Source organism: Rhodococcus rhodochrous (assembly GCF_014854695.1).
GTDB lineage: Bacteria > Actinomycetota > Actinomycetes > Mycobacteriales > Mycobacteriaceae > Rhodococcus.
Genome location: NZ_CP027557.1, coordinates 722,873 through 741,241 on the forward strand (window position 1 = coordinate 722,873; position 18,369 = coordinate 741,241).

20 protein-coding genes and 1 tRNA gene are annotated in these 18,369 nt (G+C 67.5%); 14 read left to right on the forward strand and 7 right to left on the reverse strand.

What is annotated here, in order from left to right; all coding sequences use genetic code 11:
- Window positions 1-3: 3 nt before the first annotated feature.
- The 8 genes from C6Y44_RS03320 to C6Y44_RS03355 are packed head-to-tail and all read left to right on the forward strand — an operon-like array spanning window position 4 to window position 8,429.
- A complete protein-coding gene (locus C6Y44_RS03320) occupies window positions 4-1,182 on the forward strand; it encodes an MCE family protein (protein WP_120281393.1) in 1,179 nt (392 codons plus the stop codon).
- Window positions 1,183-1,184: 2 nt separating this feature from the next.
- Window positions 1,185-2,204 (forward strand): MCE family protein, encoded by a 1,020-nt coding sequence (locus tag C6Y44_RS03325; RefSeq protein ID WP_060654192.1) that lies wholly within the window; start codon window positions 1,185-1,187, stop codon window positions 2,202-2,204.
- Entirely contained in the window at window positions 2,201-3,259 is a 1,059-nt protein-coding gene (locus C6Y44_RS03330) for an MCE family protein (RefSeq protein WP_192378628.1), read from the forward strand. The genes C6Y44_RS03325 and C6Y44_RS03330 overlap by 4 nt, the downstream gene beginning before the upstream one ends.
- Entirely contained in the window at window positions 3,256-4,581 is a 1,326-nt protein-coding gene (locus C6Y44_RS03335; protein ID WP_120281395.1) for an MCE family protein, read from the forward strand. The genes C6Y44_RS03330 and C6Y44_RS03335 overlap by 4 nt, the downstream gene beginning before the upstream one ends.
- Window positions 4,578-5,795 (forward strand): MCE family protein, encoded by a 1,218-nt coding sequence (locus tag C6Y44_RS03340; protein WP_006551892.1) that lies wholly within the window; start codon window positions 4,578-4,580, stop codon window positions 5,793-5,795. The genes C6Y44_RS03335 and C6Y44_RS03340 overlap by 4 nt, the downstream gene beginning before the upstream one ends.
- Window positions 5,792-7,204 carry an MCE family protein gene (locus C6Y44_RS03345; protein ID WP_120281396.1) on the forward strand — a complete coding sequence of 471 codons (1,413 nt, stop codon included), beginning with the start codon at window positions 5,792-5,794 and terminating at the stop codon, window positions 7,202-7,204. Before C6Y44_RS03340 ends, C6Y44_RS03345 begins: the two co-directional genes overlap by 4 nt.
- Complete coding sequence (locus C6Y44_RS03350) at window positions 7,204-7,716, forward strand: hypothetical protein (protein ID WP_120281397.1); 513 nt, start codon at window positions 7,204-7,206, stop codon at window positions 7,714-7,716. Before C6Y44_RS03345 ends, C6Y44_RS03350 begins: the two co-directional genes overlap by 1 nt.
- On the forward strand, window positions 7,713-8,429 hold the full coding sequence (locus C6Y44_RS03355; RefSeq protein WP_174246937.1) for a twin-arginine translocation pathway signal: 717 nt from the start codon (window positions 7,713-7,715) through the stop codon (window positions 8,427-8,429). Before C6Y44_RS03350 ends, C6Y44_RS03355 begins: the two co-directional genes overlap by 4 nt.
- Window positions 8,430-8,439: 10 nt before the next feature.
- Here the strand turns inward: C6Y44_RS03355 and C6Y44_RS03360 are convergent, their stop codons facing one another.
- Both C6Y44_RS03360 and C6Y44_RS03365 read right to left on the reverse strand, forming a co-directional pair.
- Complete coding sequence (locus C6Y44_RS03360; RefSeq protein ID WP_159416741.1) at window positions 8,440-9,951, reverse strand: alpha,alpha-trehalose-phosphate synthase (UDP-forming); 1,512 nt, start codon at window positions 9,949-9,951, stop codon at window positions 8,440-8,442.
- A gap of 86 nt (window positions 9,952-10,037) precedes the next feature.
- A complete protein-coding gene (locus C6Y44_RS03365) occupies window positions 10,038-10,247 on the reverse strand; it encodes a hypothetical protein (RefSeq protein ID WP_016692417.1) in 210 nt (69 codons plus the stop codon).
- A gap of 195 nt (window positions 10,248-10,442) precedes the next feature.
- On the opposite strand from C6Y44_RS03365, the gene C6Y44_RS03370 reads away from it, so the two are divergent.
- The 3 genes from C6Y44_RS03370 to C6Y44_RS03380 all read left to right on the forward strand — a co-directional run bounded on the left by C6Y44_RS03370 (window position 10,443) and on the right by C6Y44_RS03380 (window position 13,103).
- On the forward strand, window positions 10,443-11,243 hold the full coding sequence (locus tag C6Y44_RS03370) for an alpha/beta fold hydrolase (RefSeq protein WP_085469374.1): 801 nt from the start codon (window positions 10,443-10,445) through the stop codon (window positions 11,241-11,243).
- A gap of 235 nt (window positions 11,244-11,478) precedes the next feature.
- Complete coding sequence (locus C6Y44_RS03375; RefSeq protein WP_159416740.1) at window positions 11,479-12,870, forward strand: lysine N(6)-hydroxylase/L-ornithine N(5)-oxygenase family protein; 1,392 nt, start codon at window positions 11,479-11,481, stop codon at window positions 12,868-12,870.
- The gene (locus C6Y44_RS03380) at window positions 12,867-13,103 is read left to right on the forward strand and encodes an MbtH family protein (protein ID WP_006551884.1); all 237 of its coding nucleotides are present in this window, start codon (window positions 12,867-12,869) and stop codon (window positions 13,101-13,103) included. Before C6Y44_RS03375 ends, C6Y44_RS03380 begins: the two co-directional genes overlap by 4 nt.
- A gap of 9 nt (window positions 13,104-13,112) precedes the next feature.
- Here the strand turns inward: C6Y44_RS03380 and C6Y44_RS03385 are convergent, their stop codons facing one another.
- Complete coding sequence (locus C6Y44_RS03385; protein ID WP_159416739.1) at window positions 13,113-14,822, reverse strand: threonine/serine exporter family protein; 1,710 nt, start codon at window positions 14,820-14,822, stop codon at window positions 13,113-13,115.
- Between the two features lie 145 nt (window positions 14,823-14,967).
- On the opposite strand from C6Y44_RS03385, the gene C6Y44_RS03390 reads away from it, so the two are divergent.
- A tRNA-Thr gene (locus C6Y44_RS03390) sits at window positions 14,968-15,042 on the forward strand.
- A 32-nt stretch (window positions 15,043-15,074) separates the two neighbouring features.
- Here the strand turns inward: C6Y44_RS03390 and C6Y44_RS03395 are convergent.
- The 4 genes from C6Y44_RS03395 to C6Y44_RS03410 form a co-directional block, all read right to left on the reverse strand.
- Window positions 15,075-15,362, reverse strand: a complete 288-nt coding sequence (locus tag C6Y44_RS03395) for a hypothetical protein (protein ID WP_159416738.1) — start codon at window positions 15,360-15,362, stop codon at window positions 15,075-15,077.
- Between the two features lie 85 nt (window positions 15,363-15,447).
- Window positions 15,448-15,675, reverse strand: coding sequence for a hypothetical protein (locus tag C6Y44_RS03400; protein ID WP_159416737.1), 228 nt, complete (start codon window positions 15,673-15,675; stop codon window positions 15,448-15,450).
- Between the two features lie 122 nt (window positions 15,676-15,797).
- Window positions 15,798-16,040: a hypothetical protein gene (locus tag C6Y44_RS03405; protein WP_026061175.1), complete on the reverse strand. Its 243-nt coding sequence runs from the start codon at window positions 16,038-16,040 to the stop codon at window positions 15,798-15,800.
- A gap of 180 nt (window positions 16,041-16,220) precedes the next feature.
- Window positions 16,221-16,694 (reverse strand): general stress protein, encoded by a 474-nt coding sequence (locus C6Y44_RS03410; protein WP_159416736.1) that lies wholly within the window; start codon window positions 16,692-16,694, stop codon window positions 16,221-16,223.
- 134 nt (window positions 16,695-16,828) lie between these two features.
- Between C6Y44_RS03410 and C6Y44_RS03415 the strand changes: the two genes are divergently transcribed.
- Together C6Y44_RS03415 and C6Y44_RS03420 are read left to right on the forward strand one after the other, a co-directional pair.
- Complete coding sequence (locus C6Y44_RS03415; protein WP_159416735.1) at window positions 16,829-17,440, forward strand: TetR/AcrR family transcriptional regulator; 612 nt, start codon at window positions 16,829-16,831, stop codon at window positions 17,438-17,440.
- Between the two features lie 44 nt (window positions 17,441-17,484).
- The gene (locus C6Y44_RS03420; RefSeq protein WP_159416734.1) at window positions 17,485-18,354 is read left to right on the forward strand and encodes a ribokinase; all 870 of its coding nucleotides are present in this window, start codon (window positions 17,485-17,487) and stop codon (window positions 18,352-18,354) included.
- The last annotated feature ends 15 nt before the right edge of the window (window positions 18,355-18,369 follow it).

Sequence of the window (18,369 nt, forward strand, 5' to 3'; positions counted from 1 at the left end):
GACATGGACACTCCTTCGTGGAAGAAGAAGCTCGCCGCCTTCGGTCTCGTGGGCGGCCTCGCCGCGATCGTCGCGGTGGCATTGACGATGTTCGCCGGTGGGTTCACCTCGACGGTCCCGCTCACCGTCACCTCACCCCGGTCGGGTCTGGTGATGGAGCCCGACGCCAAGGTGAAGATGCGCGGCGTCGAGGTGGGGCGCGTGGCGTCGATCGAGCACACACCGGCCGGTGCGGTCCTGCATCTGGACATGCAGCCCGGGCAGATGCAGCTCATCCCCTCGAACGCGCGGGTGGCGATCGAATCCACCACCGTCTTCGGTGCCAAGTTCGTCGACATCGTCGTCCCCGACGATCCGTCCTCGGTGCCGATGCAGGAAGGCGCCGTGATCGCGGCCGACAACGTCACCGTCGAGTTCAACACGGTCTTCGAGCACCTGTCCGACGTGCTCGCGCAGATCCAGCCCGAGAAGCTCAACGCCACCCTCGGCGCGCTGTCGGAAGCGCTCAACGGACGCGGCAACGCTCTCGGTGCCGCCCTGGCCGAGGCCGATGCGTATCTCGCCGAGATGAATCCGTCGCTGCCGCAACTGCAGGCCGACCTCGTCTCGGCCGCGCAGGTCACCGACGTCTACGCCGACACGGCCCCCGACCTCATGACCACGATCGGCAACGCCACCGACGTCGGCAACACCGTCGTCGACGAACAACAGCAACTCGACCTGCTGCTGATGAACCTCACCGGTCTCGCGAACACCGGACGGGACGTCCTGGGGGAGAACGAAGCACAGTTGACCACCGCACTCGACAGCCTGAGCCACACCACCGGCCTGCTCGGTGAGTACTCGCCCGAACTGACCTGCTTCATCGTCGGTCTCAACGACGCCCGGGTGGCGTTCGAACCGATGGCCGGCACCGGCGAGTACGCGGCCCTGACCCTGAGCACGAGCTTCATGGGCGGTGCCACGCCGTACAACGACGCCCAGGATCTGCCCGTGGTCGGCGCGACCGGCGGACCGAACTGCTGGGGCCTGCCGAACTTCGACCCGCGCCGCGACGGTCACGCGCCGTTCGTCGTGTCGAACACCGGCGAAACACCGTACAAGCCCGCAACGGAGGCCTGGATCCGCTACCCGACGATCTTCCAGTACCTGTTCGGCGACCATCTCGCGGGCGGGCGGTGACCATGAGAGCGACCACCGTCAAGTTCCTGATCTTCGCCGTCACGATGGCGTTGATCTTCGCCGGGCTGGCCGTCGTGTTCAGTCAAGCGCGGTTCACCGGCACCGAGAACTACCGGGCCACCTTCACCGATGTCTCCGGTCTCGGTGCCGGCGACAAGGTCCGCATCGCGGGGGTGCAGGTCGGCTCGGTGAAGAAGGTCGACATCGGCCGCGACAACACCGCCGAGATCGAGTTCGATGTGGACGCGAAACACACGCTGTTCACCGGCACCCGCGCCACCGTGCGGTACGAGAACCTCGTCGGCGACCGGTATCTCGAACTGCTCGAAGGTGCCGGCAGCGTCGACGTCCTGCCCGCCGGTGGCAGCATCCCGATCGAACAGACCGAACCGGCCCTCGACCTCGACCTGCTCCTCGGCGGATTCAAGCCGCTGCTGCAGGGCCTCGACGCGCAGCAGGTCAACGACCTCTCCGGAGCGCTGTTGCAGGTCTTCCAGGGGCAGGGCGACACGCTCGTGTCGCTGCTGGGGAACACCAACTCGTTCACCAACTCCCTCGCCGACCGCGACCAGCTGATCGGCGACGTCATCGACAACCTCAACGCCGTCCTCGGCACGATCGACGATCACGACCGCGAGTTCGAGAACACGATCGAACAGCTGCACACCCTGGTGGGCGGGCTGTCCGCGGATCGTGATCCCATCGGCGCGTCGATCCCGCAGATCGCCTCCGGCACCGCGGATCTCGCCGCACTGTTGCAGAACAACCGGCCCGACCTGCAGACGGTCATCGCCGAGACGAACCGCACCATGACCCAGCTCGATCTCGGCAAGGACGACATCAACCGCACGCTCGAACGTCTGCCCTCCGATTACAAGAAACTCATCCGCGTGGGTGCATACGGAAACTTCTTCCAATTCTTCCTCTGTGCCAACACTTTCAAGTTCTCCGGACCGGACGGCACCACCATCCGGTACACCACGGCGAACCACGACACGGGAAGGTGTGCGAAGGTCGAATGAGTGCACCTCGTGACCCCAACTACATCCGGACGGGCATCGTCGGCCTGGCCGTGTCCGCCGCGATCGTGCTCGCCGGTCTGCAGTACGACCAGCTGCACTTCCTCTCCGGTGGCCTGAGCTACTCCGCCCGTTTCCAGGACGCCGGTGGCCTCGTCCCCGGCGACGACGTCATGCTCGCGGGCGTGAACGTCGGCGACGTCACCGACGTGCGGCTCGACGATCAGGCCGTGCTGGTCACCTTCCGCATCCGCGACGGCATCGGGCTCGGCGACACCACCGGTGCCGACATCAAGACCAACACCGTCCTCGGCCGGAAGTCCTTGGCGTTGCGCCCCGGTGGCGAGGGCGTGATGCGCCCGGGTTCGGTGATCGCGCTCGAACGCACCAACTCGCCGTACTCGTTGACCGACGCTCTCGGCGACCTCACGACGTCGGTCTCCGAACTCGACACCGACCGGATCAACGAGTCGCTCGACGCGTTGTCGCAGTCGCTCGAGAACACCCCGCCCGAGATCCAGGGCGCCCTGGAGGGCATGACCCGCCTGTCGCAGTCGATCAACGCCCGCGACGAATCGCTCGACCAGCTGCTCGAACGCGCCGAGGGGGTGACGAGCATCCTCGCCGAGCGCAGCGACCAGGTCAACGCGCTCATCGTCGACGCGAATGCACTGTTCGGCGAACTGAGTCTGCGCCGCGACGCCATCACCGAACTGATCGCGAACATCTCGTCCGTCTCACGTCAGCTCACCGGCCTCGTGCAGGACAACCAGGCGCAGATGGCGCCGACGCTCGAGAAGCTCAACCTCGTGACGGCCAACCTGCAGGCGAACAAGGAGAACATCGCCGGCGCACTCGACGGTCTGGGCCCGTACATCGGCGCGCTCGGCGAATCCGTCGCCAGCGGACCGTTCTTCAACGCCTACGTGTCCAACATCCTGCCGGCACCGTGGTGGAAGGCCGTGGTGGACAGCCAGGTCGCGCCCGATCTCCTCCCCGAGGATCTGCAGGACGTGATCCCGGACGAACCCCCGACGATCAAGAGGGACGGCGAATGAGTACCGATACCGTCGCAACGACCCGGCGGCGCCCGGCCTGGCTGATGGCGGCGATCATCGGTGCCGTCGTCGTGCTCGTGCTCGGCGCCCTCGCCGTGTTCGTCCTCCCGGACCTCGGCAAGCGCACCATCCACGCCGAATTCGCTTCCACCAGCGGCCTGTACGAGGGCGACGACGTGCGGGTGCTCGGGGTGTCGGTGGGACGCATCAGCGACATCGAACCCCGCGACGACCTCGTGCGGGTGACGATGCAGGTCGACAGCGGCGTCGAGATCCCGTCCGAGGCGAACGCCGTCGTCATCGCACAGAGCCTCGTCTCGGCACGCTTCGTCCAGCTCACCCCGGTCTACTCGGGTGGTCCGACGATCGAGGACGGCGCGACGATCCCGATGCAGCGCACGGCCTCTCCGGTCGAATGGGACCAGATCAAGACCGAACTGATGCGGCTGTCCGAAGCGCTCGGCCCCGAGGAACTCGACCCGCAAGGATCCCTCGGCCGGTTCATCGACACCGCAGCCGAGAATCTCGAGGGCAACGGGCAGACCGTGCGTGGGGCCCTGCGCGAGTTGTCGGACACGATGCGCACGCTCTCCGAGGGACGCACCGACCTGTTCTCGACGATCCGCAACCTGCAGACCTTCGTGTCGGTCCTCTCGTCGAGCAACGAGCAGATCGTCCAGTTCGGCGGTCGTCTCGCGTCGGTCTCCGACGTGCTCGCGCAGAGCTCCGACCAGCTCGGGGTCTCGTTGTCCGAGTTGAACATCGCCGTCGGCGACGTGCAGCGGTTCGTGCAGGACAACCGGGCCGGTCTCACCGAATCGGTGCAGCGACTCGCCGACGCGACCGAGGTGCTCGCCCGCAAGCGACCCGAGATCGAGCGGGTGCTGCACTCGGGCCCGACCTCCCTCGCGAACTTCTACAACATCTACAAACCGGCGCAGGGTTCGCTCACGGGCGCACTCGCGATCAACAACCTCGCCAACCCCGTCGAGTGGATGTGCGGGTCGGTCGCGGCCGCCGCCAACGCGACCTCCGAACGCAGCGAGGAACTGTGCCGCCAGCAGCTCGGACCGGTGCTGTCGTCCATCAACGCCAACTACCTTCCGCTGCTGGTCAATCCGCTCGCCGGTGTGCAGGCCTTCGACGGCGACATCGTCTACACCGAACCCTGGCTCGAAGGGGCGTCGGAAGGACGCGGCACCGCACCCGGACCGTCGCTGTCGGAAGCGGCGTCGCCGCTCGACGGGATCCTCGGCGGCCTGCCGTCGCTGCAGGTCCCGCAGGATCTCGGTTCCCTGCTGCAGCCGGGAGGAGGACGATGACCGGCCGATCGATGTTCCGCCGCCTGGGCGTCGCGGTCACTGCCGTCGCGGTGGGCACGACGCTCACCGCGTGCGAGTGGGGCGGGCTCAACTCGATTCCCATGCCCGGCACCGCCGGCCGCGGGGAGGGCGCCTACCGGGTGCAGATCGAGATGCCCAACGTGACGACCCTGACCCAGAACTCGCCCGTGCGGGTCGACGACGTCACCGTGGGGTCGATCTCGGGGATCGAACTCGACGGCTGGCACGCGCTCGTGACGGTCTCGCTCGACGAAGGCGTGATCGTTCCGGCCAACTCGCTCGCCCGGATCGGGCAGACGAGTCTGCTCGGATCGCAGCACCTCGAACTGATCCCACCCGTCGGCGAACCCCCGCAGGGCCGGCTCGAGGACGGCGACGTCATCCCGCTCGAACGCGCCGGTGCGTATCCGACCACCGAACAGACGCTCTCGTCGCTCTCGGTGGTGCTCAACGGTGGTGGGCTCGCGCAGATCAACGACATCACCACCGAGCTGAACGCGGCACTCGTCGGCCGGGAGGACTCGATCCGGAACCTGCTCCCGCGCCTGGACGAACTGGTGTCGACCCTCGACACGCAGCGCGGCGACATCATCGCCGCGCTGGAGGGCATGGACCGCCTGGCCGCGACCGTCGACGACCAGAACGCGACCCTCGTCCGGGCTCTCGAGGAACTGCCGCCCGCGCTCGAGGTGCTGGCCGATCAGCGCTCGAACCTCACGGCCGCGATGAGTTCGCTCGGCGAGATGAGCACCGTGGCGAGCCGGGTCGTGGAGACCTCGAACGACGACCTGAAGGCGAATCTCGAAGGGCTCGCGCCGACATTGAAGGCCCTGGCCGATTCGGGCAGTGCCCTCACCGAGGTGCTCGGTGTGCTGCTCACCTATCCCTTCCCGCAGGCGGGCATCAACAACATCATCCGCGGCGACTACGCGAACCTCGCGATGACGATCGACCTCAGTCTCGAACGCCTCGACCTGAACTTCCTGTCCGGGACGCCACTCGCGGGACGCCTCGCGGGTCCGGAAGGGATCCTCGGCCGCGACGCGGGACTCGCTGCGCAGGCGACCGATCCGTTCCGTGCGCCGCTCGAGCCGCCACCGCCGCCACCGCCCGGTCCCGAAGGAAAACTGACGATCCCCGGCATCGGTGAGATCACCATTCCCGGCCTGCCCCTGGGGGTGCCCGCGCCATGATGCTCACGCGGTTCGTCCGCATCCAGCTCACGATCTTCGCGATCCTCACGGTCGTCGGACTCGTCGTGATGTCGCTGATGTACGTGCGGCTGCCCGCTCTGTTCGGGGTCGGGCGGTACGAGGTGGTCGTCGAACTCCAGTCGACCGGTGGCCTGTACCCGCATTCGAACGTCACCTACCGCGGCAACACCGTCGGCACCGTCCGGAGCGTCTCGTTGTCGCCGACGGGCGTCGAGGCGACGTTGTCCATCGACAGCGACGCGAAGATCCCCGCCGACGTCGACGCGGCCGTGCGCAGCGTCTCGGCGGTCGGTGAGCAGTACGTCGATCTCGTGCCCCGCGCCGACGGTTCGGGCGGCGAACGCCTGGCCGACGGCGACGTGATCCCGATCGACCGCACGACGGTGCCGCAGGAGGTCGGTGCCCTGCTCGACCAGGCCGACGTGCTGCTCGCCTCGATCGGCGACACGCGACTGCAGACCGTGGTCGACGAGGCGTTCGACGCCTTCAACGGTTCCGGACCCGAACTGCAGGAACTGATCGACTCGACGCGCCTGTTCGTGCAGGAGGCCTCGGCGAACAGTGCCGAGACACGGCAGTTGATCGACCAGATCGGTCCGCTGCTCGACACGCAGGTGGTCACGAGCGACGCCATCCGGTCGTGGACACGCGACATGGTGACGTTCACCGATCGTCTGCGCGAGAGCGACCCCGACCTGCGGGCCCTGCTCGACATCGGACCGGGCGCTGCCGCCGAAGCCGAATCGCTACTGCAGGACCTGAAACCGACGCTGCCGCTGCTGCTCGCGAATCTGGTGAGCGTCGGCGAGGTGGGCGTCATCTACAACGCCGGCATCGAGCAGATCCTGGTGCTGTACCCGCCGATGACGACGGCCCTGATCACCGCGGCCGGCGACGGCCCGCCCGAGGACGGTGCCGTGGTGGACTTCCACCTGCAGTTGCACGATCCGCCGCCGTGTCTGGCCGGTTTCGTGCCGCCGGAACAGTGGCGCAGCCCGGCCGACACGTCCATGGTCGACACCCCGGGCGACGTCTTCTGCCAACTGCCGCAGGACTATCCGAACGCGATCCGCGGTGCCCGGAACCTGCCGTGCATGGAGTACCCGGGCCGTCGCGCACCGACGCCCGACACGTGCCGCACCGGGTACAGCCCCACCTACTCGGACAATCCGTGGACCGGGCCGCCCACGCCGGTGGCCTCGGAGAACGTCGCACCCACGCCCGCCTCCTACGGCGGGGGAGACGACACGGCTCCCGCGGGGGTCGCGGCGCGACGGATCGATCCGCAGACCGGGACGTACATTGGTCCCGACGGCACCGTGTACACGCACGCCGATCTCGGTGGAGATCGGAGCTTGGAGAGTTACATGAAGGCGCAGCAGGGCTGATGGCAGACGAGATCGACAAGAAGACGACGCCGAGATGGGCCAAGCCGGTCGCGATCATCGCGTCCGTGCTGGTGATCGCGCTCGTGGCGGTCGGGGCCTGGCTCATCGTCGACCGGCAGTCCGCGAACGAACGCGACGAGCGGCGGGAGGCGTACCTGCAGGCCGCACGGCAGACGGTGCTCAACCTGACCACCATCAACGCCGACACCGCCGACGCCGACGTCGCCCGTCTGCTCGACGGCGCGACGGGTGATTTCAAGGCCGAGTTCGAGGGCCGCGAAGGACCTTTCGTGGAGGTCGTGCAACAGGCGGGTGTCGACACCACCGGTGAGGTCCTCGAAGCGGGGATTCAGAACGAGGACGGCACGTGCGCGTCGTCGCTCGTTGCCTCCCGCGCGATGGTGAGCAACGCCGACCAGACCGAACCCGAAGCACGCGACTTCCGACTGCGGGTGACGATCTGCGACGAGAACGGCAGATTGTTGGCGTCGAAGGTGGAGTTCGTGCCGTGACCGACGAGAAGGACGATCGCGTGACGCTCGACAAGACGACCGATGACACTGTGTCCGACGAAGCCGTGTCCGGCAAGGTGTCCGACGAAGCCGTGTCGGGCAAGGTGTCCGACGACGCCGTGTCCGGCAAGGTGTCCGACGACGCCGTGTCCGGCGAGACCGAGGAGACGGGCGGATCCACCGCCGTCGAGGCTTCACCAGCGGACCCCTCCGACGCGGAGGCGACAAAGGCATCGTACCTGCCGCACATCGCGATCGGATTGTCGGTCGTGGCACTGGTTTTCGCGGTCCTGGTGGGATGGCTCGCCTACGGCACCGCCCAGCAGTCCGCCGCCGAGACGGCACGGACGGAGGCGCGGGTCGCTGCGGAGGAACAGGCGGTCGCGATGCTCGCCTACACCCACGATCAGGTGGACGCGCAGACCGACGCCGCCGCAGAGGGTCTCACCGGCGACTTCCGCGACGAGTACACGAATCTGATGAAGAACATCATCGCGCCGGGCGCCAAGGAGAAGGCGATCAGCGTGCAGGTGAGCGTGCAGGCGTCGTCGGTGGTCTCCGCCGACGCCGACAGCGCCGTGACCCTGCTGTTCCTCAACCAGATCACGACGAGTTCGGAGAACCCCGAAGCGGTGAGCAGCGGCAGCCGGGTGCGTGTCGAACTCGAAAAGCAGGACGGGCGTTGGCTCGTCGGCCGGTTGACCCCGATCTAGGAGAGAGCCGTCAGGTGGGGTCGGGTTCGCCGTCCTCACCCGGCGCGATCAGCGCGCGCCCGGCGGCGCCGGTGTTGGCGAGGGTGTCGAGGAACGAACGGGCCCAGCGATCCACGTCGTGCGTGAGCACCTGACGGCGCAGCGCACGCATCCTCTTGCGGCCGTCCTCGCGCGGCACCTCGATCGCGGCCTGGATCTTGTCCTTGACGTCCTCGAGGTCGTGCGGGTTGCACTGGAACGACTGCCGCAGTTCGGCTGCGGCACCGGTGAACTCGCTGAGCACCAACGCGCCGCCGAGATCGCTGCGGCACGCGATGTACTCCTTGGCGACGAGGTTCATGCCGTCGCGCAAGGGGGTCACCAGCATGACGTCGGCCGCGACGAAGAACGCGATGAGCTCGTCGCGGGGGACCGGGCGGTGGATGTAGTGCACCACCGGACGCCCCACCTCGGCGTACTCGCCGTTGATGCGGCTGACCGTCCGCTCGATCTCGCCGCGCATGTGGACGTAGGAATCGACGCGCTCCCGGCTCGGGGTCGCGAGCTGCACCATCACGGTGTCCTTCGGGTCCATGCGACCCTCGGCGAGAAGTTCGTGCACCGCCTCGAGCCGCACGTCGATGCCCTTGGTGTAGTCGAGGCGGTCGACGCCGAGCAGGATCTTCTTCGGGTTGCCGAGTTCCTTGCGCAACGCCTTGGCGCGATCGCGGATGGCCTTGCTCCGCGACTGCTGGTCGAGCCGGCCCGATTCGATGGAGATGGGGAAAGCGCCGACGCGCACCGAGCGGAAGCCGACCTGGACCACGCCGAGCTTCGACCGGATCCCGATGTTGCCGCGTGAGGTCTGGGCACCTGCCAGACGTCGGGCGAGATACAGGAAGTTCTGGGCACCACCGGGAAGGTGGAAACCGATGAGATCGGCGCCGAGCAGACCCTCGACGATCTCGGTGCGCCACGGCAGTTGCATGAACAGCTCGATGGGCGGGAACGGGATGTGCAGGAAGAAGCCGATCGTCAGATCGGGACGGAGCATCCGCAGCATCTTCGGCACCAGCTGCAGCTGGTAGTCCTGGATCCAGACGGTCGCGCCCTCCGCGGCGGCCTTCGCGGTCTCCTCGGCGAAGCGGCGGTTGATCTCGACGTAGGAGTTCCACCATTCGCGCCGGTACTCCGGGCGCACGATCACGTCGTGGTAGAGCGGCCACAGCGTGGCGTTGGAGAACCCCTCGTAGTATTCGGCGATGTCCTCGGTGCTCAACCGCACCGAGTGCAGGGTCAGCCCGTCCTCGACGATGACACCGGACTCGGCGTCGGCCACGCCGGCCCAGCCGACCCACGCGCCGTTGTTCGAACGCAGGATCGGCTCGAGCGCGGTGACGAGTCCGCCCGGACTGCGCTTCCAGCGGGTGGTGCCGTCGGGAAGCCGTTCGAGGTCGACCGGCAGGCGATTGGCGACGACCACGAAGTCCGACCCGGCGTGCGAGTCGTGGTTCCCCGCTGCGTTCGCTTCGCCTGCTGTCACGTTGTGGTCCTCTTTCGGGGCCGGTGCCGTCGCCGGCCCGGCAGGGGTGGGTGCCGCCACCGGCACCGGGGTGGGTGTCGTGCTCGTCAGTGCTTGTCGCTGGGACCGATGCCGAGCATCGACAGCAGCATGCGGCACTCGTCCGCATTCTCTGCGTAGGCGGCGACGACTCGCTGCGCCTGCCGTGCGGTTTCGTCGGCGACGGGTTCGAGATCCTCGTCGGCGATGTCGTTCGCGGTGGTCGGATCCGCGGCCATGATGTCCTCCCGGGGTCGCTGCTCTGTGCGAGCACGCATCGTCCTTCGACTCTAGGAGAATCGGACAGCTCACCGCCACCCGCCTTCCGAGGGCGGTCCTGGCACGGTCCTGCACGTCTACGTCGCGGTACCGTAGGACGGTCGTGCTGTAGGTACACGGTGTGTGTTTCCGGCGCACGACGTCACGGCGCCGACCCGCGGCGCACAACCGCGCTCTCGTCGAGGAAGGTATTCATGCCCATTGCCACCGTGAACGGCATCCCGCTGAACTACCAGGTCAAGGGAACGGGCGATCTCGTCGTCCTCATCATGGGAACGGGTAGTCCGGGGCGCGTGTGGGATCTGCACCAGGTGCCCGCGCTCGTCAAGGCCGGCTACCGGGTCGCCACCTTCGACAACCGCGGCATCGCACCGTCGGGCGAGAGCCTCGGCGGCATGACCATCGACGACCTGGTGAAGGACACCGCCGGTCTGATCGAACTGCTCGGCGGCCCCGCCTACGTGATCGGTACGTCGATGGGGGCGCGTGTCGCGCAGGAGCTGGCGCTCGCCCGTCCCGAACTCGTCCGCAAGGCCGTCTTCCTGGCCGGCCACGCCCGCATGGACCAGTTCCAGCTGACGCTCACCGAGGGCGAGCGGCAGCTCTACGACAGCGGCGTCGAACTGCCGCCGAAGTACCAGGCCGCCGTCACGGCCGTGATGAATCTGTCGCCGGCCTCGCTGGCCGACGAGCACACCGCCCGCGACTGGCTGGATGTCTTCGAGTTCAGCGGAGGAAAGGTGTCGGCAGGGGTGCGCGCGCAGCTCGGCATGGACCGGGAGTTCGATCGGCGCGCGGCCTACCGCGGCATCACCGTGCCGTGCCTGGCCGTCGGATTCGCCGACGACCGGATGATCCCGGCCTATCTGTCGCGCGAGGTGGCGGACGCCATTCCGGGTGCGCGCTACGAGGAGATCCCGGACGCCGGGCACTACGGCTATCTCGAGCGGCCCGAGGCGGTCAACAAGATCCTGGTGGACTTCCTGGCTTCTTAGAGGAATCCCTTCACAAGGGAAATCGGCAGGCGGGCGCGGTGGGATCGGCGACGAACCACCGCGCCCGTCGTCGTCGACATGCGACGAAGGTCCCCTGTGATCCGGGAGATCGGGACGTCCCGCGGACCGTCGGGCACTGGTACGCTCACCGAACAAAGGTTAGCCTGAGCTACCTTCGAGTCTCGTACGAACCGATCATGGGCCCCTCCGGCCCCCCTAGTACGGAAGTTGAGTGATGACCGACCGTTCCAGCCTTGTCGCCGATGACGCGGGGAGGTCGGAGGGCAACTCGCAAGGAGACGTCTTCGACCTCGTCGGTATCGGTTTCGGCCCCTCGAACCTGGCGCTCGCGATCGCCGTCGAGGAGCACAACACCGACAATCCCTCCTCGGCGATCCGGGCACGTTTCTTCGAACGCCGGTCGGCCTTCGCCTGGCACCCGGGCATGCTGCTCGAGGGCGCCACGATGCAGATCGCGTTCCCCAAGGATCTGGTCACCTTCCGTAACCCCACGAGCTCGTACAGTTTCTTCTCCTACCTGCACGACCGTGGCCGTCTCGTGGACTTCGTCAACCACCAGACGTTCTTCCCCACACGTCACGAGTTCCAGGACTACCTGCAGTGGGCGGCCACGCGCGTCGATGCCGACGTCCGCTACGGAACCGAGGTCGTCTCGGTCGAGACCGTCCGCAACCACAACGGGGTTGCCGACCTGTTCGCCGTGCGGACCGCCGACGGCGCCGTCGTGTACGCGCACAGCGTCGTGGTCGGAGTCGGACTGCGTGCCCGGCTCCCGAAGTGGGCGACCGAGTCCGCCCGCTGCTTCCACAACCACCACTTCCTCTTCCACATCGAGGACATGCCGGAGCCGCAGCACCAGCGCTTCGTGGTGGTCGGTGCGGGGCAGAGCGCTGCCGAGGTCGTGCAGTACCTCCACACGCACTACCCGCAGGCCGAGGTCCACAACGTCTTCAACCGCTTCGGGTACAGCCCCGCCGACGACAGCCCGTACGCGAACCGCATCTTCGACCCGCAGGTCGTCGACGAGCTGCACGCGGCCCCGCTGTCCGAGCGTGAGCGTCTGCTCGCCCTGCACCGCAGCACCAACTACTCGGTCGTCTCGCCCGAACTCATCGAGGCGCTCTACGCGACCGAATACCGCGAACGGGTGAGCGGTCGTCGCCGCCTGTTCATGCGTCGTGCCTCGGAGGTCGTGTCGGCGATCGAGATCGACGCGGGAGTCACCGTCGAGATCCGCGACAATCTCGAAGGCGACACCGAGACCCTCGAGTGCGATGCCGTGGTCCTCGCGACCGGCTTCGAGCCCACGCCTCTCACGCCGCTGCTGGGGGATCTCGCGCCCGAGACACCCGTTCTGTCCGTCGCCCGCGACTACCGTCTGCCGCTGCCCGAGAACGTCACGGCCGACGTCTACCTGCAGGGCGGAACCGAGAAGACACACGGTCTGACCGCGTCGTTGCTGTCCAACGCAGCGATCCGCGCGGGTGAGATCCTGACCTCGATCGTCGAACGCCGCGAGCTCCGTCTGCCCGGAGCCGGGGGAGGAATCGACGAGCTTGGTAGGATATCGGACCATCACACCTACGCAACAAGTGAGGCGAGATGAGCACGAATCCATTTGACGACGAAGACGGCCGCTTCTACGTCCTCATCAATGATGAGGAGCAGTACTCGCTGTGGCCGACCTTCGCCGAGGTTCCGCAGGGGTGGCGGGTGGTATTCGGCGAAGAGTCGCGCGCCGCTTGCGTCGAGTACGTCGAGCAGAATTGGACCGATATGCGTCCGAAGAGCCTTCGCGACGCAATGGAAGCCGACGAGAAGGCCCGCCAGGGCAGCTGAACGCTTCCGTCAGATCCGCCGAGAGTCACGCCCGCGCCGAAAGCGCAGCGTGGCTCTCGTCGTCTGTACGGACGATCCTGCCTCCCGGCCCGACGACGACCCGTGCGAAGCGACGGGGATCGGGCCCGTGGCCAGCGGACCCGACGCGATCGGGCCCGTGGGTATCGGGCCGGTCGCGATCGGTCCCGTCGCGAGGGGGCCCGTCCCGGGAGCTGTGGGTATCGGGCCGGTGTGCAGCGATCCCACCGGGATGGGACCCGTGGCGGGGCCGGGCGCCGGACGCCACACCGGGCGGTTCTTGTCGAGCCGGATCCGGGGGATACGCCGCAGCTGCGGGCGACGCAGCGCACCGACGCGGAGGACACCGCGCGGGTTGCGGGTGCGGCGGGCGAGCCATTCCCCGAGCGTGACACCCGCGGCGAGCGCGCACCCGATACCGAACGCCGAGAACAGCGCCGTCATGCCGGTGGCCATCTGATTGCGGAGCATCGCGTACAGGCCGCGATAGAGGGCGAGACCGGGTAGCAGCGGCGTGATGCCGGCGACCGCGACGACCAGCGGTGGTGTGAGCGCGCGGCGGGCCATCAGACCACCGGCGAAACCGATGACGGTCGCGGCCAGCGCCGACGAGATGATCGGGCCGAGCGACAGCCCGAGCGCGAGCTGGTAGCCGAGGCTGCCGGTGGCGCCGGCGAGCGCGGCGACCGTGAGAGCGCGACGTTCGGCGTAGCAGGCGAGGGCGTAGAACAACGCCGCTGCGGCACCGGCGAGGATCTTCGTCGGCAGCTGTGTGAGGTCGGGGAGTGCCTCGTAACTGATGAGAGGGAGTTCGGCGCCGAACACCGACGCGACCCGCAGGGTCGTTGCGACGCCCGCGATGATGCCGCCCGTCATCATCAGCACTTCGAAGAAACGCGCCGACGCCGTGATGGGGGCACCGGTGATGGCGTCCTGCACCGAACCCACGAGCGACAGACCGGACAGCAGCACCGTCACGCCGGCCGCGATGATCAGTCCCGGTGACACTTCGATCCCGATCGTCTCCCGTATCCCGTACAGCGTGATCGCCGGGGCCGTCGCGACGATGCCGCCCACCAGATGCTGGAAGAAGAACGGCAACCCGGCCGCGTTCAGTTTGCGGTTGACGCGGTCGATCACGAACGTCGAACCGAAGGCGACGAGGGCGACCAGCGCGTCGCCGCCGAGGAGCACGGAGATCGAGGCCGCCATTGCCGACCACGCGATCGTCGCCACCCAGCGGTTGTACGGATGCGCCTTGGTGGTGATGGCGAGCAGTTCTTCGTGCGCCTGCGCCGGGGAGATCGCGTCGCGGCGGATGCGGCGGGTCAGACGGTCGACGGCCGCGAGTCGCGTGAAGTCCATCGAGCGGTAGTGCACCACCCGCATCGTGCTCGACGGCGGCATGGTCGGTCCGCGATAGGCGGACAGCACGATCGAGTTGTAGGTGACGTCGACGTCGCACTGCGCCAGACCGTAGGTGGCGGCGACGAACCGCACCTGTTCGGCGGTGTCGATCGCGCCGGTGCCCGAGGCGAGCAGAACCTCGCCGACACGCACGGCGACGTCGAGCGCCTCGGCGACCACTGCATCGTCGGTCAGATCGATCGGCTGCAGTGGCGCGGGCGCCTCGGTGACCGCGTCGATGGTCGCGCGGCGGGTACCGAGAACCCGATCGAGGAAGTCGTCGAAGCGGCTCACCGTCCGCGGCCTCCGGTACGGCTGGGGGAAACGGGGAGGGTGGGCATGCAATCCACCGTAACGAAGGCGGGTGGGTGCGCGCCGGGAGTGTGACGCGCTATATGATGGCGTCGCTCACGCGTCGTCCGCGACCGTCGAGTTCTGTGCCTCCTTAGCTCAGTGGTAGAGCACTCGCCTTGTAAGCGAGCGGTCGTCAGTTCAATCCTGACAGGGGGCTCCAGTAGGGCCCGTCGCGTACCGCGCGGGCCTGTTTCATCCGGTGCTGCTGTGAACCGCTGCGAAGACCACGAATACGGCGAACAGTGCCGCAGCGCCCAGACAGGCACCGATCAGAGCTTCGCGACGGTGCGTCGCCGTACCCTTGTCGACCCGTTCGAGACCGATCCATCCGCACACCACTGCGACCAGACCTGCCGGGATCGCGACGAAGTCGCCGATGACGGGTACGAAGGCGAAGACGAGCGCGACGATCCCCGAGATCAGTGCCGTGTTCCCGGCGCCGTTGCGGGGCGGGACCGGGGTGAGGCGGTCTGCGGTCATCGTCCCTCGATCCGGGAGGCACACATGCACGGGCGGGTGTTCGCCCGGACCGGATCCCTGTCCCGTCGAAGGCGAGAAGGACAACTTACATCGGAAGATAGGGCTCCGGGAGGGTTGCCGGGCCGTTGCCGTCCTGCTCCGGCCGGTGGTGTTCACCGAGGCGGAGTGCTCGGCGGTCGGACAGGTCGATCACCGGCGCGATCGTGCGCGGCGCCTCGTGAAGGTCGCGGGCCGCGGCGACGCGGCCGAATACGAGGGCGACCACCGAGGATGCCGTGAACCATCCGAGCAGCGGCCAACCGATCCATGTCATATCCGGAGAACGGTTCGGGCACACCGAGCGTTAACGGATCCGGTGCAGTTCACCCGGCATTTCACCCCTCACATGTCACTGCAGGGGCGTGTGAATACGGAAGTGACGAATTGGATCGGATATCAGGACTTCGAGGATTCGAATGCGTCCATATCGACGAATATCAGCCGTCCGTCGTCGAGTGCCACAGCCCAGCGGCGCACGGGCGCCCAGTCGCGACCCAGCTTGTCGCCCACGGCTTCCTGTGCAGGACCGAAGTCTTCGACGATCGTGCCGGGACAGGCCTTGTCGCCCGCGACACCCGCGCGTACGACGACCTTCGAGCCCACAGCAGGCTTCGGGGGAGTATTCGACGATCCGGCCATAACTCGAATCATGCCATCAGTGGAAAGAAATGACCGGGCAAACACGGATTATCCGCATCGGACGAATGTGGAGATTCGGGCGAAACATCCCTTTTGCGTTGTTCTTTCCTGTGGAAACGACTTCGCCCACGCCTTGCGGCGTGGGCGAAGAGGTTCTCGAATCGGAGAAACAATGGTCGGTCAGCGCAGTGCGAGCTTCTCGCGCGCCTGATCGACGAACTCGGAATCGACCATGAGGTCGTAGCGCGAGGCCTCGATGCTCTTTCTCGAGACGAAGTCGCGGCGTCCCCCGGTGCTCCAGTGGGTGAAGAAGCCGAGTGATCCGCCCCATACCGCGCCGAAGACGACAGCGGCGAGGATCACGGTGGCCATGCCGGTGGCGGGCAGGAGCAGTGCCAGGAGCAGACCGAAGAGCAAGCCCGTCCAGACGCCTGCGGCGGCGCCGCGAAGGGCGGCCTTGCCGTTGGTCATGCGGCCTTCGATGTGTTCGACGGTGGTGACTCCCTGGCCCACGACCCGCAGGTATTCGACGGGAAAGCCTTCGTCGGACAGGTGGTCGATGGCCCGCTCGACGGCGTCGTAGGTGCGATAGCTCTCGAGGACGGTTTCGGAGTCGGTGTAGTGCCCGGGTGTCGGTGTGTAGATATCTGTCATGCGTTCCCCTTCGTCGACGATTGGAACGATACGCTCATCGTAGCGTATCGTTTCGTAGTGTTTGATTCGGGGTCGCCTTTTCGGGGAGACTCGGGAATCCTGCGGGTGTATGCCCGCGCGAGGAGGATGTAGACATGGTGGGCGAGGTCGAGACGGAGTCCGTGGCCCTGACGTCGCGGCGCCCCGTCAAGGAGCGTGCCGGGACCGACGCACGCATCGTGAAGGCCGCGCTCGAGATCCTGCGCCTTCACGGACCCAACCGCGTCACCGTCGAGGCGGTCGCGGCGCTGTCGGGCGTCGCGAAGACGACGATCTACCGGCGCTACGCGAACCGCGAGGAGATCCTCGACGCGGCATTGCACTCGCAGGTCGCCTCACCGTGCGTTCCAGACGGGTTGTGCGTCTACGACCGCGTCAAGTGGACCCTCGAGCTGATCCGTCGCGGACTGTCGAACGAGGTGGGCATGGGCAGTGTCGGCGCACTGCTCACCGACCAGGAACCCGAGTTCACCGAGCCGATCCGCGAGATCATCAATGCCCGGAGCGAGGTCGTCGCCGACGTGCTCCGCACCGCCATCGAGTCCGGCGCGGTCCGCAAGGACATCGACGTCGACACCGCCGTCTCGATGCTCGTCGGCGCGTATCTCGGCGCCTATCTGCGTCACGGCGAGGTGGGGGAGTCCTGGGCTGATGAGGTGGTCCACATCGTCTGCCCCGAACTGGAACCGGACACGAAGGGACAGTGATCGTAGGTCCGCACCCGCGGGTCGATCGGTCGTAGGCTCGACCCGTGACCGAGTCGAGTCGATGCGTGGTGGCGGTCGTGGGATCGCTGAACCTCGACCTGACGGTCGTCGTGGCACGTGCTCCCGAAGAGGGCGAGACGGTACTCGGCCGGCATCTGCGCACCTATCCGGGAGGCAAGGGCGCGAACCAGGCCATCGGTGCTGCCCGGCTGGCTCCCACCGCCATCGTCGGCGCGGTGGGCAGCGATCATGCCGCCGACGTGCTGCGCGGCGTGCAACAGAGGGCCGGGGTCGACACCTCCCATCTGCGCACCACACCGGGGCCGACCGGTCGGGCCGTCATCATCGTCTCCGACGACGGGCAGAACCGGATCGTCGTCGTTCCCGAGGCCAATTCGCTGCTGAAGGCCGAGGACGTGACCACCGCACTCGATGCCCTCGATCCCGCGGTGGTGCTCACCCAACTCGAACTGCTCCCCGCGGTGACCTGGGCCGCCGCCCAGTGGGCGCGCGATCACGACCGCCGGTTCGTGCTCAACCCGAGCCCGGTGATCGACCTGGACGAACACGTCCTCGCCGGTGCCGATCCGCTCGTGCTCAACGAGCAGGAAGCCCTGCACTACGCGGGTCTTCCCGCAGGGACCCCCTTCGACGAGATCGTGACCCGCCTGCTCGAACAGGTGCACACCGTGGTGATCACCCGGGGTGGGGAGGACGTCGTGGTCGGAACCGAGGACGCGATCGAACATCTGCGGGTCCCGCAGGTCGACGTCGTCGACACGACGGGGGCCGGCGATCATTTCGCCGGCACGCTCGCCGCGTTGCTCGGCACGGGGGATGATCTGTTCGCGGCAGCGCGCCGGGCCTCGGCCGACGCTGCCCGACTGGTCGCATCCCGTCGCTCCGATCGCTGAAACGGCGGAACCGCG

What these genes read in the sequence shown, in the direction of transcription:
- C6Y44_RS03320 (WP_120281393.1), top strand. Translation starts at nt 4, where the DNA reads ATGGACACTCCTTCGTGGAAGAAGAAGCTCGCCGCCTTCGGTCTCGTG.
- C6Y44_RS03325 (WP_060654192.1), top strand. Translation starts at nt 1,185, where the DNA reads ATGAGAGCGACCACCGTCAAGTTCCTGATCTTCGCCGTCACGATGGCG.
- C6Y44_RS03330 (WP_192378628.1), top strand. Translation starts at nt 2,201, where the DNA reads ATGAGTGCACCTCGTGACCCCAACTACATCCGGACGGGCATCGTCGGC.
- C6Y44_RS03335 (WP_120281395.1), top strand. Translation starts at nt 3,256, where the DNA reads ATGAGTACCGATACCGTCGCAACGACCCGGCGGCGCCCGGCCTGGCTG.
- C6Y44_RS03340 (WP_006551892.1), top strand. Translation starts at nt 4,578, where the DNA reads ATGACCGGCCGATCGATGTTCCGCCGCCTGGGCGTCGCGGTCACTGCC.
- C6Y44_RS03345 (WP_120281396.1), top strand. Translation starts at nt 5,792, where the DNA reads ATGATGCTCACGCGGTTCGTCCGCATCCAGCTCACGATCTTCGCGATC.
- C6Y44_RS03350 (WP_120281397.1), top strand. Translation starts at nt 7,204, where the DNA reads ATGGCAGACGAGATCGACAAGAAGACGACGCCGAGATGGGCCAAGCCG.
- C6Y44_RS03365 (WP_016692417.1), bottom strand. Translation starts at nt 10,247, where the DNA reads ATGCGTGCTCGCACAGAGCAGCGACCCCGGGAGGACATCATGGCCGCG.
- C6Y44_RS03370 (WP_085469374.1), top strand. Translation starts at nt 10,443, where the DNA reads ATGCCCATTGCCACCGTGAACGGCATCCCGCTGAACTACCAGGTCAAG.
- C6Y44_RS03375 (WP_159416740.1), top strand. Translation starts at nt 11,479, where the DNA reads ATGACCGACCGTTCCAGCCTTGTCGCCGATGACGCGGGGAGGTCGGAG.
- C6Y44_RS03380 (WP_006551884.1), top strand. Translation starts at nt 12,867, where the DNA reads ATGAGCACGAATCCATTTGACGACGAAGACGGCCGCTTCTACGTCCTC.
- C6Y44_RS03395 (WP_159416738.1), bottom strand. Translation starts at nt 15,362, where the DNA reads ATGACCGCAGACCGCCTCACCCCGGTCCCGCCCCGCAACGGCGCCGGG.
- C6Y44_RS03400 (WP_159416737.1), bottom strand. Translation starts at nt 15,675, where the DNA reads ATGACATGGATCGGTTGGCCGCTGCTCGGATGGTTCACGGCATCCTCG.
- C6Y44_RS03405 (WP_026061175.1), bottom strand. Translation starts at nt 16,040, where the DNA reads ATGGCCGGATCGTCGAATACTCCCCCGAAGCCTGCTGTGGGCTCGAAG.
- C6Y44_RS03410 (WP_159416736.1), bottom strand. Translation starts at nt 16,694, where the DNA reads ATGACAGATATCTACACACCGACACCCGGGCACTACACCGACTCCGAA.
- C6Y44_RS03415 (WP_159416735.1), top strand. Translation starts at nt 16,829, where the DNA reads ATGGTGGGCGAGGTCGAGACGGAGTCCGTGGCCCTGACGTCGCGGCGC.